Source organism: Polyangium sp. 6x1 (assembly GCF_029946515.1).
GTDB lineage: Bacteria > Myxococcota_A > Polyangia > Polyangiales > Polyangiaceae > Polyangium.
In genome coordinates this window covers 18,678-31,944 of sequence record NZ_JARZHH010000053.1, presented here as the reverse complement: position 1 = coordinate 31,944, position 13,267 = coordinate 18,678, and the positions used below count along the sequence as shown (strand labels likewise).

General features: G+C 72.1%; 10 protein-coding genes. 3 read left to right on the top strand and 7 right to left on the bottom strand.

Annotated features, from left to right (window positions below):
* Nucleotides 1-70 precede the first annotated feature (70 nt).
* Together QHF85_RS35840 and QHF85_RS35835 are read left to right on the top strand one after the other, a co-directional pair.
* On the top strand, nucleotides 71-1,108 hold the full coding sequence (locus QHF85_RS35840; protein ID WP_348652786.1) for an L-erythro-3,5-diaminohexanoate dehydrogenase: 1,038 nt from the start codon (nucleotides 71-73) through the stop codon (nucleotides 1,106-1,108).
* 29 nt (nucleotides 1,109-1,137) lie between these two features.
* Complete coding sequence (locus QHF85_RS35835; RefSeq protein ID WP_281331898.1) at nucleotides 1,138-2,832, top strand: formate--tetrahydrofolate ligase; 1,695 nt, start codon at nucleotides 1,138-1,140, stop codon at nucleotides 2,830-2,832.
* Here QHF85_RS35835 and QHF85_RS35830 read toward each other — a convergent pair.
* The 6 genes from QHF85_RS35830 to QHF85_RS35805 all read right to left on the bottom strand — a co-directional run bounded on the left by QHF85_RS35830 (nucleotide 2,816) and on the right by QHF85_RS35805 (nucleotide 11,205).
* Complete coding sequence (locus QHF85_RS35830) at nucleotides 2,816-4,954, bottom strand: ATP-binding protein (protein ID WP_281331897.1); 2,139 nt, start codon at nucleotides 4,952-4,954, stop codon at nucleotides 2,816-2,818. The two genes, QHF85_RS35835 and QHF85_RS35830, sit on opposite strands and share 17 nt — an antisense overlap.
* Nucleotides 4,955-5,026: 72 nt before the next feature.
* Nucleotides 5,027-5,380: a hypothetical protein gene (locus QHF85_RS35825; RefSeq protein WP_281331896.1), complete on the bottom strand. Its 354-nt coding sequence runs from the start codon at nucleotides 5,378-5,380 to the stop codon at nucleotides 5,027-5,029.
* Nucleotides 5,377-9,099, bottom strand: coding sequence for a sigma 54-interacting transcriptional regulator (locus QHF85_RS35820; RefSeq protein WP_281331895.1), 3,723 nt, complete (start codon nucleotides 9,097-9,099; stop codon nucleotides 5,377-5,379). The genes QHF85_RS35825 and QHF85_RS35820 overlap by 4 nt, the downstream gene beginning before the upstream one ends.
* A gap of 45 nt (nucleotides 9,100-9,144) precedes the next feature.
* The gene (locus QHF85_RS35815) at nucleotides 9,145-9,984 is read right to left on the bottom strand and encodes a DUF2520 domain-containing protein (protein WP_281331894.1); all 840 of its coding nucleotides are present in this window, start codon (nucleotides 9,982-9,984) and stop codon (nucleotides 9,145-9,147) included.
* A complete protein-coding gene (gene nadD, locus QHF85_RS35810) occupies nucleotides 9,984-10,586 on the bottom strand; it encodes a nicotinate (nicotinamide) nucleotide adenylyltransferase (RefSeq protein WP_281331893.1) in 603 nt (200 codons plus the stop codon). The genes QHF85_RS35815 and nadD overlap by 1 nt, the downstream gene beginning before the upstream one ends.
* Nucleotides 10,567-11,205, bottom strand: coding sequence for a hypothetical protein (locus tag QHF85_RS35805; RefSeq protein WP_281331892.1), 639 nt, complete (start codon nucleotides 11,203-11,205; stop codon nucleotides 10,567-10,569). Before QHF85_RS35805 ends, nadD begins: the two co-directional genes overlap by 20 nt.
* Nucleotides 11,206-11,296: 91 nt before the next feature.
* On the opposite strand from QHF85_RS35805, the gene QHF85_RS35800 reads away from it, so the two are divergent.
* Nucleotides 11,297-12,535 carry a 2Fe-2S iron-sulfur cluster-binding protein gene (locus tag QHF85_RS35800; protein ID WP_281331891.1) on the top strand — a complete coding sequence of 413 codons (1,239 nt, stop codon included), beginning with the start codon at nucleotides 11,297-11,299 and terminating at the stop codon, nucleotides 12,533-12,535.
* A 42-nt stretch (nucleotides 12,536-12,577) separates the two neighbouring features.
* Here the strand turns inward: QHF85_RS35800 and QHF85_RS35795 are convergent, their stop codons facing one another.
* Nucleotides 12,578-13,258, bottom strand: a complete 681-nt coding sequence (locus QHF85_RS35795; protein ID WP_281331890.1) for a heme exporter protein CcmB — start codon at nucleotides 13,256-13,258, stop codon at nucleotides 12,578-12,580.
* Nucleotides 13,259-13,267 lie beyond the last annotated feature (9 nt).

Sequence of the window (13,267 nt, the reverse complement as noted above, 5' to 3'; positions counted from 1 at the left end):
AAGCGTTCCTCGCGGGATCCCCCCGCGCCTTCCGCCGGACGAAAGGCGTGATAAGGGAGCGCTCGTGACGATCCTCGCCGGAGACCCCCTCGGGACCCACCGCGTGATCGCGCCGAAAGGTGCGCTCCCCCAGCCTGCCGAGCGGCTGGACAACGATTTTTCCAAGGTCTACGCGACCGAAATCGTCGTCGACGTCCAGACGCTCAACGTCGACGCCGCGAGCTTCCGCCAGATGGAAGAGGCCTCCGGCGGAGATCCCGACGGCGTCGCGGCGCTCGTCCTGGAGACCGTGAAGCGACGCGGCAAGCAGCACAACCCGGTCACGGGCTCCGGCGGCATGCTGCTCGGCGTCGTCGAACGCGTCGGCGACCTCGCCTCCACGCGCGGCTTCGTCCCGGGCGACCGCGTCGCCACGCTCATCTCGCTCTCGCTCACGCCACTCTGGCTCGATCGCGTGCTCGCCGTGCGCCCCGCGTCCGCGCAGCTCGACGTCGTCGGCAAGGCCGCCGTCTTCCTCACGGCGCCGATCGCGCGCATCCCGACCGACATGCCCGAGCGGCTCGTCCTCGCCTTGCTCGACGTCGCCGGCGCGGCGCCGCAGGTCGCGCGCCTCTGCAGCCCCGGCGACAGCGTCGTCGTGCTCGGCGCGGGCGGCAAATCGGGCCTGCTCTGCGCGGCCGAAGCGCGCCGCCGCGTCGGCGACAAGGGCAAGGTGATCGGCATCGAGTCCTTCCCCGCGTACGCCGACGAGCTGCGCGCGCTCGGGATCTGCGACCACGTCGCGACGCTCGACGCGCGTGAGCCGCTCGCCGTGCGCGACGCCGTCGCGCCGCTGACCGAGGGCCGCGGCGCGGACCTCGTGCTCTCGTGCGTGAACGTCCCCGGCGTCGAGCTCTCCGCGATCCTCGCGGCCCGCGATCGCGGCAAGGTCTACTATTTCGCGATGAGCACGAGCTTCACGGCCGCCGCCCTCGGCGCCGAGGGGCTCGGCCGCGACGTGGATCTCTTCATCGGCAACGGCTACGCCCACGACCACGCCGAGCACACGCTCTCGCTCGTGCGCGCGAGCCGCCCGCTCCACGAGCTCATGCAACGACGTTACACCTGACGCCTGCTTCGCAGGCACCGAGGAGGCCCGTGACCCTTACGCAGAGCGCTTTGCCCATCGGACCCCAGGGGATCCTCGACGTCGCGCGCGAGCTCGGCGTGTCCGAGGATCACGTCGAGCCGTACGGCCGCAACAAGGCGAAGATCGATCTCGCCGCCCTCACGCGCCCCGCCGCGGGCGCGGGCCGCCTCGTGCTCGTCTCCGCGATCAACCCGACGCCCGCGGGCGAAGGCAAGACGACGACGTCGATCGGGCTCGCGATGGGCATGCGTCGCCTCGCGAAGCGCGCCGTGCTTTGCCTGCGCGAGCCCTCGCTCGGCCCGGTCTTCGGCGTGAAGGGCGGCGGGACCGGCGGCGGACGCGCGACGCTCGTGCCCGCCGACGACATCAACCTGCACTTCACCGGCGACATCCACGCGATCTCCACCGCGCACAACCTCCTGTCGGCGATGGTCGACAACGCGTGCCACTTCAACACGTCGTTCGGCGACAAGGGCGCGATCGACCCGCGCCAGGTGACGTGGGGCCGCGCGCTCGACATGAACGACCGCGCGCTGCGCAACGTGCTCGTCGGCCTCGGCCGCAAGGCCGACGGCGTGCCGCGGCAAGATCGCTTCGACATCACGGCCGCGAGCGAGGTCATGGCGATCGTGGCGCTCGCCGAAGGGCCGGAGGATCTCGAGAGGCGCCTCGGCCGCATCGTGATCGGCCAGAGCACGAGCGGCGCGCCGATCACGGCCTCCGACGTGGGCGCCGCCGCCGCGATGACCGCGCTCCTGCGCGACGCGATCAAGCCGAACCTCGTGCAGACCGACGAGGGCGGCCCGGCCCTCGTGCACGCCGGCCCCTTCGCGAACATCGCGCACGGCTGCTCCTCCGTCCTCGCGACGCGGCTCGGCCTGCTCTCCGGCGACTACGTCATCACGGAGGCAGGCTTCGGCTTCGACCTCGGCGGCGAAAAGTTCCTCGACATCAAGTGCCGGACGATGGGCGTCTTCCCGCGCGTGCTCGTCCTCGTGGCCACGCTGCGCGCCCTCAAGATGCACGGCGGCGCCCCGGTCAAGCGTGCGGCGGAGCCCGACGCGAGGGCGCTCGAGCTCGGCCTCGCGCACCTCGACAAACACCTCGACTCGGCCGCGTTCTTCGGCCTGCCCGTCGTCGTATCGATCAACGTCTTCCCGAACGACACGCAAGACGAGCTCGCCCTCGTCGAGGCCGCGATGAACCGCCGCGGCGTGCGCGCGGTCCGCTGCGAGGGCTTTCTGCGTGGCGGCGAGGGCGCCCTCGAGCTCGCCGAGGCCGTCGCGAGCGCGGCCGACGCGACCGACAGCGCGCCGCCCGCGCCCCGCTTCACCTACGACCTCGGCGAGCCGCTCCGGGACAAGATCACCAAGATCGCCCGCACGGTCTACGGCGCGGACGGCGTCACGTTCACGGCCGCCGCCGAGCGCGACGCCCGCCGCATCGAGGAGCTCGGCCACCGCGACGTGCCCGTCTGCATGGCCAAGACCCAGCTCTCGCTCTCCGACGATCCCGCGCTCGTTGGACGTCCAACGAACTTCCAGGTCACGGTGCGCGAGATCCGCCTGAGCGCCGGCGCGGGCTTCGCCGTCGCGCTCACCGGCGACATGATGACCATGCCGGGCCTACCCCGCGAGCCCTCCGCCCTGCGGGTCAAGCTCCTGCCCACGGGCAAGATCCGCGGCCTCATGCAGAACGACTGAGCGGCGTGGGCGTCGACGACGGCGCCCCGAGCGCGTCCATCGCCGCCGGCAGGATCACCGTGAACGACGATCCTTTGCCCTCGTACGATCGCACCTCGATGCGCCCGCCCGCGCCCTGCGCGATGCGCTGGCTGATCGCGAGCCCGAGCCCCGTCCCCTTCTCCTTCGTCGAGAAGAACGGCAGGAAGATGTTCTCCAGCACCTTCTGCGAGATGCCCGGCCCGTTGTCCGCGACCGTGAGCTCGACGAAGGGCTCGTCGGCCATCCCCGTCCCCGATCGCGTCGTCCCGCGGCCGAGCCGCACGCGCGTCGACACCGTGATCTTCCCCCGCCCCTTCATGGCCTGCGCCGCGTTCCGATAGAGGTTCATGAGCACCTGCCGGAGCTTCTCCGGATCGATCGCGACGCGCGGCAGGCTCGAATGGAGGTTCACCTCCACCGTCAGATCCTGGCTCGCGCGTTCGGTCGAAAGCACCTGCAGCGTGCGACGCACGACGGCGTTCACGTCCGTCGGCACCACGGCGCCCTGGTTCGCGCGCGCGAGATCGAGGACCGATCCGACGACCCGATCGAGCCGCTCCACCTCTTCGAGGATGATGCCGATGAACTCGCGCGACGCCGGATCCGGCTCGCGCCCGTCGGGCCCCGGCTCCGCGAGGAGCTGCGCCGAGCCCTTGATCGCGCCGAGCGGGTTCCGGATCTCGTGCGCGAGCCCCGCCGCCATCTGCCCGAGCACGGCGAGCCGGTCGCGCTCCTTCATCTGCTGGTAGACGCGCGAGTTTTCGATGACCACGCCGACCTGCGTGGCGATCGCGTCGAGCAGCGTGATCTCCTCGGGCGAGAACGCGTCGCGCACGCGCTCGTCGACCACGACGAGCAGCCCCACGATCTCGTCGCCTTCGGCCCGGATCTGCAGGAGGACCGCGCCGTCCCGCAGGCTCCCGAGCACCGCGGCCGCGCTGAGCACGGCCTCGGACGCGTCCGTCCTCGCGCCGCGCGCCTTGCGCTCGCGCACCTCGCGCTTGAGCTCTTCGAGCGAGAGCGGGCCGCCTTCGAGCCGATCGAGCAGCGCGCGCGCCGTCGCCACCTCGATTCGCGGCGGCGCGCCCGGCCCGAGCGCCGCGAGCTTGTCGAACCCCGTGCCGTCCGCGTCGCGCAGGTAGAGCGCGGCCTTCGTCACGCGACGCGACTGCTCGAGCGCCGTCATCACGATCGATCCGAGCTCGTCGAGCTCGAGCACGTGCACGAGCCGCCGGCGCGCGTCGGCCACGGATCGTTCGAGGTCGAAACGATCACGGAAGAAGAGCTTCTGGATCTGCTCCGCCACGCGCTCACGCAGCGGATCGAAGAGGACGAGGATCACGATCGCCGCGAGCACGGCGTTCAGGTACATCGTGTTGAAGCCGCCGATGAACGTGATGAGGACGTAGAAGATCCCCGCGATCAGGAAGGCGACGGCCGTGGCGACGAGCAGGCGCGCGAGCATCTCGTAGACGTCGAGCAGCCGCTCGTGGCGGAGCGCTTGCGCCAGGATGAACAGGAAGACGACGCTGAGCGCGGCGCCGACGGGCGCGGGGTTCACGCCGAGGAACCATGCGAAATCGGCGACGCTGGCGAGGCCGGCGAGCGCGCCGATCACCACGAGAAAACGGACGCGCCGCTGCGTCGCGCGCGAGCCGCTCCGCGCCCCACGTTGCCCGAGCTCCCAGAGCCCCGCCGTGAGGAAGGCGAAGACGTAGAAGAACACCGCGCCACGCACGAGCCAGAAGCCCTGCTTCGGGCTCAGGACGAGCAGCACCATGGGCACCGCGAGCACGCCCGCGAAGCGCGGCAGGCGGCTCGGTCGATCCCCCTCGTGCGGGATCATCGCCTCGAAGAGGTGGAGCGCGAACTGCGGCAGGAGCACCGCGAGGACCGCGGTGAAGCGCTCCCAGATGGTCTGCTGGAAGAAGCCGAAGAGCGACTGCGACAGGTACCAGAGGCCGATGTCGCCCGCGAACGCCGCGAAGAGCAGGTGCACGGTGCGGACGCGCCCGCGCAGCAGCATCGAGATGGCGATGACCAGCGCGAGCGCTCCGCAGACGAGCGTGGTCCGGGTCCGGAGATCGATCCCTATCGGCACGACGAGAGCGTAACGCGCCGCCCTGGGGACGTCCCCGATCGATCGTCCGCCCGCGGGCGGACGCACCGACGTCTAGTCTTGCTTCGTTCCGGTGCCCGGCGAGCTCTGCGTGCCGGCGCCGGGGACCCACGGCAGCGGATCCGGGCCGCTGCGCGCCTCGGGATCACAGCCGCCGGGCTTCACCGTGACGAGCTCCTTCCACGGCAGCGGATCGGGCATGTCGTCGGTCTGCGGAGGCGGCTCGTCGGGCAGGCTGGGAGAACTCGGATCGGCTCGATCTTCCGAGTCGGAAGAGCTCGCCGCGAGCTCCTCGATGGCCTCGTCGACCGCGTCGCTCTCGTCAGGCGTAGCGAGACACCCCGTGAGCACCGTCGCGACGAGTGCGAAGAGTCCTCCGAGCCCGAGCGATTGTCTCCCAACGTTCATGATCCGTCCTCCGACGCACTGCCAAGTCCGTACTGCTTCACGAGCTGTGAGAGCCTCGGTCGCTTCATCCCCAGAAGCACCGCGGCGCGGGTGATGTTCCCGCCGCTCTCTTCGAGCGCGCGCGCGATGCACTCGCGCTCGATCTTCCGCTTCATGTCGCTCAGGCTGACGCCCGAGCGGACGTGCGCGTACGTCACCTCGACCGGCGTCGAATCGCCCTCCCCTTGCGATCTTCGCTCGGCGAGCTGAGAGGCGCCCCCGCTCCCCCCACGCGCGTCCTGCTGCTCCGAGGACGAGGGCGACGACGCGCCCCTCGTGATCTCGGCAGCCACGCCGCGCATGTACTCGACGTTCGTCGTGAAATCCTCGAGCTCGATGACGTCGCCTTCCGCGAAGAGCGACGCGGCGCGGAGAGCGTTCTCGAGCTCGCGCACGTTGCCGTGCCACGCGTGCCGCATCAGCGCCTCGATCGCCCGCTCCGAGAGCGTCTTCTGCGGCTCGCCGCGCTCCTGCGCGATGCGCGCGAGCAAGGCCGACGTGATGAGCGGCATGTCCGCGATGCGCTGGCGGAGCGCGGGGACCTCGAGCACGACCTGACGCAGCCGGTAGTAGAGATCCTCGCGGAACTCGCCGCGCGCGACCATCGCGCGGAGATCGCGGTGCGTGGCGCAGAGGATCCGCACGTTCGCGCGGATCGGCTGGGCCCCGCCGACGCGCTCGAAGCTCTTGTCCTCGAGCACGCGGAGGAGCGCGACCTGCGTCCGCTGCGAGATGTCGCCGATCTCGTCGAGGAAGATCGTGCCGCCCTCGGCGAGCTCGAAGCGGCCGCGGCGCCGCGCCTGCGCGCCGGTGAACGCGCCTTTCTCGTGGCCGAAGAGCTCGGAGAGCAGGAGCGTCTCGACGAGCGCCGAGCAGTTCACCTTGACGAGCGGCCCCGCGCGCCGCGGGCTCATCTCGTGGATCGCGTCGGCGACGAGCTCCTTGCCGGAGCCGCTCTCGCCCTGGATCAGCACCGTCGTGTCGGCCTTCGCGACCTTCTTGATGGCCGAGAGCAACGCGAGCATGGTCGCGTCGCGGCCCACGATCCGCTCGATCGCCGTCACGGACGAGCGCGACGGCGACGACGACGGCACGCGCAGAGACAAGGGCGACGCGGGCAGCGACGGCGAGGAGCAGCCAGGGCACGAAGCCTCGCCGCACCGCTCGCAAGGCCGGAGCCCTGGCTCGCTCGAGCGCGGCGCGCGCGCTTCGAGCGCCGCGAGCCCGCGAAGCTCGGGCCGCGCGAGGAACCGCTCGCGGATCCCCTCGGGCAACGACGACGCCATGCGATCCCGCGACGCGAGCGCCGCTTGCAGGTGCGCCTCGGCCTCGCGCGCGTCGCCCCGCGTGATCTCCGCGTGACAGAGCAGCACGCGCGCCTCGCGTTCGAGCTCGGGCGCGTCGGCTTCCCGCGCGAGATCGAGCGCCTCCTCTGCGGCGCCGTCCCACGGTTCTCCGGCGGCGCGCGCCCGCGTCGCTTCGAGCAGCGCGACCTCCGCGCGCGCCAGCGTCGAGCTCGCGTGCGCCCGCGCGCGCTCGATCGCCTGCGCGGCGCGCGTCACGTTCCCGTCGTCGAGCGCGATCCGCGCCGCGAGGCTGTGGCACTCGCAGAGCTTCGCGCCGTTGCTCGATCCGCTCGCGCCCGCGATGGCCGACGCGAGCTCCGCCCGCGCTTCGAGCGTCCTGCCGCGTGCGAGGTGGATCCGCGCCGCGACGAGCGCGAAGTGCGGCGCGCGTGTCCCGGGGATCGCCGGTCCGCACGCCTGCCTTCCGAACGCGAGCGTCTGCTCCGCCTCGGCCACGAGACCGAGATCGAGCCGCAGCTCCGCGAGGTTCGGAATCACGGTGGCGAGGAAGAGCCGCTCGCGGATGCGGCGGAAGACCTCGATCGCGCGCTCCGAAAGGTGGAACGCCTCCGGGTAGTCGCGCTTCAGGATGGCGATCGTCGCGAGGTTCGTCAGCGCGAACCCGACGGCGCGGTGCTCGCCGCGCGCGGTGCCGTCGTCGAGCACGGAGGCGAGCATCGGCCGCGCCTCGTCGAGCCGCCCCGTCGAGAGCACGGCGATCGCGCGGTTGAGCCGCGCCCGGAGCTCCGCGATCCCCTCGCCGCCGCACGCCGCTTCCCACGCGTCGGCCGCGAAATGCGCCTCCGCCTCGCTCCAGGACGCCGCCGCGAGCAGGAGCTTGCCGAGCACGTTGCGCGCGCCGAGCCGCGTCGCGAGATCCGACGTGCCTTCGAGCGCCTCCTCGGCGAACCTCCGCGCCGCTTCGAGATCACCGCCCGTGTAGCGGACCTCGGCGAGCTCGACGGCCGCACGCGCGCGCGCGCCGGAGGCGTCCGCGCGGCTCATGGCACGCTCGAGCACGATCGTCGCCGTCGTGAGATCCCCCTCGGCGCTGAGCGCCTTGCCGAGCGTGATCATCACCTCGGGCGCGTTTCCATCCCGCGCCGCCGCGGCCCGCGCGAACCCCGTCGCCCGCTCGGCGTCGCCGACGCGAAGCGCGAGCTCCGCCGAACGCAGGAGCGCCTTCGTCGTCGATGCGTCCGGGAACAACGCGAGCGCCGCTTCCCAGCGCCGCCAGAAATCCACACGCGCCGACGGCTCTGCCACGCCGGAGAGCGCGCGCGTCGCGAGCAGCTCCGCCCGCTCCGCGTCGCCCGCGCGCGCCCGAAGCTCGGCCGCGCGGAGCATCGCCCAGGGATCCATCGGGAACAACGCTTCGAGCGCGCTCGCCACCGCGACCGCGTCCTCGCGATCGGCCTCGAGCTCGATCGGCGCAGCCCCCGTGAGCTTCATCGATCCGGCCGCGTCGATCGTCGCCGCGCCCCGCGCGACGAGCGCCTCCACGTCCGTGCTCGCGCCGAGCCTCCCTGCCTCCGCGGCGGGCAAGCTCCGCTGCGCCAGCGCGAGCCGCGCGCAGAGCCGCCTCTGCGCCGGTTCGAGCACGAGCGGCTCTGCGCGCCCGTCGAGCGGCGCCCGTCGCGCCGCCGACCACCAGCGCTCCAGCGCTTCGAGCCGGCCCTCCTCCGCGCCGAGGCGAAGCTCGGCCGCCTGCGCGATCGCCTCCCAGAAGCGCCGCAGATCCTCCGGCGACGCGATCGGATCGATCTGCACGAGGCGCGCGCCCGCCGGCGCCGAGGCCACCTCGCGCAGGACGAGCACGAGCGGCGCCGATCCCGCGCGGGGAGGCGTGACCACGAGGCGCGCCAACTCCTCCACGACGGCCTGTCCCCAGTGCGTCGGCGTGCCTTCGGACACGACGATCATCGCGCCGTTCGCCGCCGAGGCGATCCGCGCGGCCACGAGGCGCGGCTCCACCACGTCGACGATCCCCATCTGCGCCGCGATCTCGCGCCAGGGTTCGTCCCACGCGACCTCGGCGACGCGCAGGCACGCGCGCCCGATCACCTGCGCGCGCCGCGCCGCGTGCGCGCCCACGGCCTCCAGCGTCGCGCGCGGCCCGTGCAGCACCACGAGCCCGCTCGCGCCCTTCGCGCAGAGCAGATCGTCGACCGCCGCAAGCCCACGGAGCGAGGCGCGCACGGAAGGCGCGGCGATCACCGCGCCGGACGGCAGCGTGCCCGTCTCCCCGCCGAAGACACCTTCGGTGCGAACACCCGAGGGTTCCTGGGGTGAAGACCGATCGAGCGGAGAAGTGCGAGGTCCGGCGTCCGCCACGGCTTCGTCAGCGTACGGTCCGCGGCTCGTCCACCGCAACGTTTTTCAGGCGCCGCCCGGCGCCTTTTCGAGCACCGTGACGATGGCGTCGAAGCTTTCCGCCGGCGCATCGCCCAGGGCGCGCGCGAGCGGCACCTGCAGCCTCGACGCCGCCACGTAGAGCGGGACGAGGTGCGGCGCCGCGCGCGAGAGCATCTCGAGGTGCCGGCCCACGCCCGCCGCGTCCCCGCGCCGCACGGGGCCGGTGAGCGCCGCCGGCAAACCCATCGTTTCCACGTTGTCCGCGACGCTCCGGAGGAGCGGGCCCAGCATCGCCGCCGCCGTGTCCGCCGGCACGCCTGCGCGCCCGAGCAGATCCACGCCGCCCGCGGCGAGCGCTGCGGCCCCGTTCGCCACGAGCCCGGCCGCCGCGTGGTAAAGCACGCGATCGAGCCCGGAGATCGTCCGCGGCGTCATCCCGAGCTTCCGCCCGATCGCCGACGCGGCCCGCACGGCGCGCGCGTCTCCGTCCACGTGGAGCTGCCCGCGGAGGAGCGACGGCGTGACCTCCGGCGACGCGAACGAGATCATCGGGTGCATCTGCGCGACCGCGACGTTCTCGCTCCGCAGCGGCACGAGCGGCTCCGGGCCGAGCGCGCCCGCGCAGTGCACGACCACCGCCCTTTTGTGCCCCAACAATCCCGCGTCCCGGATCCGCTCCGCGAGCGGCTGGAGATCACGATCCCGCACCGCGAGGATCACGAACGGCGCGTCGATGCGCCGCGCCGGCAGTCCGCTTCGTTGCGGACGCAGCGTCACCACGTACCCCGCGCGGCGCAGCGCCCGCGCGAGGCCCGCGCCGACCTTGCCTGCGCCCAGGATGAACACACTCGTCTGCGCGGCCATCAGCTCCTCCGATAGAGGCCCCGCTCGGCCGCGTACGCGAGCACCTCGCGCGGCACGAGCTTCTCCACGCGCTCGCTCTCGCCACGGCCGATCGCGTCGCGCACCTCGGTGCTCGAGATCTTCGGCAGCATCGGCTCCGGCGCGCCCTCGGTCGTCACGCCCGCGCGGCCCACGAAAAGCGGCGGCGCGATCTCCGCGATCCGATCGAAGCGGTGCCACTTCGACAGATCCGCGATCACGTCGCCGCCGAGCAAGAGGCGCATCGACCAGCCCGGGTGCTTCGAGGCGAGGTGCTCGAGCGTCCGCAACGTGAGGCTCTCGCCGCCGAGCTCGCGCTCCACGGTGGAGACACGGACGCGCGGGATCCACTCGAACGCGAGCTTGCACATCGCGAGGCGATCCTCGAACGGCGCGAGCTCCTTGGCGAACGGGTGCCTGTAGACGGGCACCACGAGCACCTCGTCCATGGGCTCCGTCGACAGCACGTAGACCGCAGCGAGCACGTGCGCGACGTGCGGCGGGTTGAAGCTGCCTCCGAACACGGCGACCCGATGCCCCTGCGCGGGCGCGGGTGCCTCCGGCTCATCCGTTGCTCTTGCCATCCTGCACCCGCATCTTGATGCCCGGCAGGCTCGGCCCTCCGCCCAGCATGTCCTCCGCGGTGACCGCTCCGCTCGCGTTCCGGATCTCCACGCGCACCCCGCCCGACTCCACCTCTTCGAGCACGCCCATGCCTCCGCCCGGCGCCCCGATCGGCCCCGGCGAGACGAACATCCTCGAACCGATGCGCTTCATCGTCGGCTCCTGGCTCCGCCCGAACACGAGCAAGCTCGCGGCCGCGATGTCGTCCTGATCGAGGATGCCCTTGTCATAAACGAAGACCGCTACGCGCCCGTCGACGAGCTCGACCGACCGGAGCTGCCGGCTCGGGATGCTCGTCATCGCGCGCAGCCGCGACCGCGCCCGCTCGGCGGCCACGTACGCGTCGATCTGCTCGGGCGTCGCGCGCGCGCACCGCACTGCCGCGCGTGCGAAGAGGAGGTCCTCGCTCGGGTTCGCGTCGACGATCTGGTACGCCCAGGCCTTCGCCACGAGATCGAGCGCGCCGTCGTCCGACAGGTAGATGATCTTGTCGACCTGGACCTCGTCGAAGAGGAGCTGCGCCGCACGTGCAAGCGCGGGCAGATCTCTGTTGGCCGGTCCGAGGATGCCTAGGCGCATCGATTCGAGAGGGTAGATCAGGCGCGCGTCCTCGGGGACCTTTGTTTGCGGGGGCCAGCCCGGAGTTCGCCGTGCTATAGGGCCCTGGCCCATGTTTCGGCGTACGCGGGCCTTCCGAGATCCGGTCACGATCCACCTCGACGGCTCGCCGGTGCGGGCCGAGCGGGGCGAGCCGCTCGCGGCCTCGCTCCTCGCCGAGGACAAGATCATCCTGGCGCGGAGCCCCAAGCTCCACCGCCCGCGCAGCGCGAGCTGCTTCCGCGGAGGCTGCGACGGCTGCCTCATGCGCGTCGACGGCACGCCGAACGTGATGACCTGCCTCCACGCGACCCGAGGCGACGAAGAGGTCGAGGCCCAGAACGTCATGGGCTCACGCCAGGCCGACCTCTTGCGGGTGACCGACTGGTTCTTCCCGAAGGGCATCGATCACCACCACTTCATGGCCGGCGTCCCTGCGCTCGGCTCCATCATGCAGAGCTTCGCGCGCAAGATCGCGGGGCTCGGTCGTTTGCCCGCGGAGGTCGAGGCGCCGAGGCCCGCGCGCTTGCTCGAGGCCGACGTCGTGGTCGTGGGCGCGGGCCTCGCGGGCCTCGTCGTCGCGCAGAAGCTCGGCGCCGCGGGCGCGCGTGTCGTCGTCGTCGATGATGGCCTCTCCCTCGGCGGCTCGCTCCTCGCGCTCCCCGATCGAGCGCCGCTCCTCGACGCGATCCGCGCGAGCGGCGACCTCGTCTTCTCTCGCGCCACGGCGGCCGGTGTCTACCTCGGGGATCTGCTCGTCGCCGCGGAAGAAGGCGCTGTCGTGGTGCGCGCGCCGGCGAAGGTCTTCGCGACGGGCGCGCACGACGGCGTATCGGCCTTCGCGAACAACGATCTTCCCGGCGTCTTCTCGGCGCGCGCGATCTGCCTCCTGCATGCGTACGGCATCGAGCCTGACGGGCCCGTCGTCGTCGCGGGCGAAGGCTTCTGGGCAGACGAGCTCACGCGTCGGCTCGGCGATCGCGTGGTGCGCGTCGAGGTGTCGGCCCTCGCGGGGGTCGAGGGAACGGCGCACGTGAAGCGCGTTCTTTTGCGTGAGGGCTCCGATGAGGAGCGCCACATCGACGCCGAGATCCTCGCCCTCGCGCTCCCCGGCGCCCCTGCGTTCGAGCTCGCAGCGCAGGCCGGGGCCGAGGTTCGTTTTGATCCGACGCACGGCTACGCGGTCGCGTGTGACGCGGATGGCGCGGCGGGCGAGGGCATCTGGGCCGTCGGCGAGTGCACCGGCATGGACTTCGATCCCGACGTGATCACGGCCGCCGCCGAGCGCTGCGCGGCTGCGATCAACGCTTGAGGGCTCCGCTCCGGCAAGCGGAGCTACGCCCCCAAACCCCCATCAACCGTCGATGAGCGTATCGAACAGCCCGACGCCGCCGGCGGTGAACACGGTCCCGAACACGCCCATCAGCGCGAGATAATCGAAGAGCTCGCTCGTCTCCGCGCCGCCGAAGAGCTCGCGCGTGCCGGCCACGGCCGCGAGCAACGTCGGCGCGAGCAGCGGAAAGAACACGCTCGCGAGCACGAGATCCCTCGCCCGCGTGCGCACCGTCATCGCGCCGAACAGCGTCCCCACCGCGGCGATCCCTGGCGTCGCGAACAGCCCGATCAAGAGGAGCCCGGGCCCCATCTTGATCAGATCGACGGAGAAGAGCAGCGCGCTCACGGGGACCACGATCGCCTCCACGAGCCCCACGAAGATCGCGACGCTCACGGCTTTCCCCGCGAAGATCGCGCCGCGCGACACGGGCAGAACCAATAGCCCCGCGAGCGCGTTCTCTTCGCGCTCGCGTTGCCACGTCCGCCCGACGGCCAGCACCGACGCGAACGCGACGGAGACCCAGATCACCCCGGGCGCCACGCCTTCCGTTGCTTCTTGTCCTGCGAAGAACGCGAGGGACGCGATGACGGCGACGAGCACGGCGAAGAACCCGCTCGTGGTCACGATCTCGCCCGTGGACAGCTCGATGGCGAGGTCCTTCCCGGCGATGAGCGCAGCTTGCTTCAGGAATCGTTTCACGTGCGAGCT

Excerpts from the sequence above, each read along its gene's own strand:
- QHF85_RS35825 (WP_281331896.1), bottom strand. The coding sequence starts at position 5,380 with ATGAACGTTGGGAGACAATCGCTCGGGCTCGGAGGACTCTTCGCACTC.
- QHF85_RS35815 (WP_281331894.1), bottom strand. The coding sequence starts at position 9,984 with ATGGCCGCGCAGACGAGTGTGTTCATCCTGGGCGCAGGCAAGGTCGGC.
- nadD (WP_281331893.1), bottom strand. The coding sequence starts at position 10,586 with ATGGCAAGAGCAACGGATGAGCCGGAGGCACCCGCGCCCGCGCAGGGG.
- QHF85_RS35805 (WP_281331892.1), bottom strand. The coding sequence starts at position 11,205 with ATGCGCCTAGGCATCCTCGGACCGGCCAACAGAGATCTGCCCGCGCTT.
- QHF85_RS35800 (WP_281331891.1), top strand. The coding sequence starts at position 11,297 with ATGTTTCGGCGTACGCGGGCCTTCCGAGATCCGGTCACGATCCACCTC.